Here is a 235-nt window from a genome sequence, read left to right as displayed (position 1 = left end):
CAATTATTAAGTGTTTCCATTCCATAAGAAATTGTTATGATCCCGCAATGACTACCAATACCCCTCCGACTTCCGGCGTTCATTTGATCTAAGTCGCGCCGGAGCTTGCCGGCCAACTCATCGATAATTTCCTCATCACGACCCTCAAGGGCGTGCCCAAGACGCTGGGCTACCGCATCCTGCGCAAGGGTGAGGTTAGGGTCAACAAGGGCCGCGTCAAGCCGGAGTACAAGAT

Annotated in this window: 1 pseudogene; it reads left to right on the top strand. The window is 52.3% G+C overall.

Annotation, left to right across the window (positions count from 1 at the left end):
• Positions 1-47: 47 nt before the first annotated feature.
• A pseudogene (locus FQ668_RS28255) lies at positions 48-235 on the top strand (23S rRNA pseudouridine(955/2504/2580) synthase); the annotation flags it as partial.

This window comes from Pseudomonas sp. Kh14 (assembly GCF_900291005.1).
Taxonomy (GTDB): Bacteria; Pseudomonadota; Gammaproteobacteria; order Pseudomonadales; family Pseudomonadaceae; genus Aquipseudomonas; species Aquipseudomonas alloputida.
The sequence above is the reverse complement of the archived record's forward strand: the minus strand, read 5'-3'. Positions and strand labels throughout refer to the sequence as shown.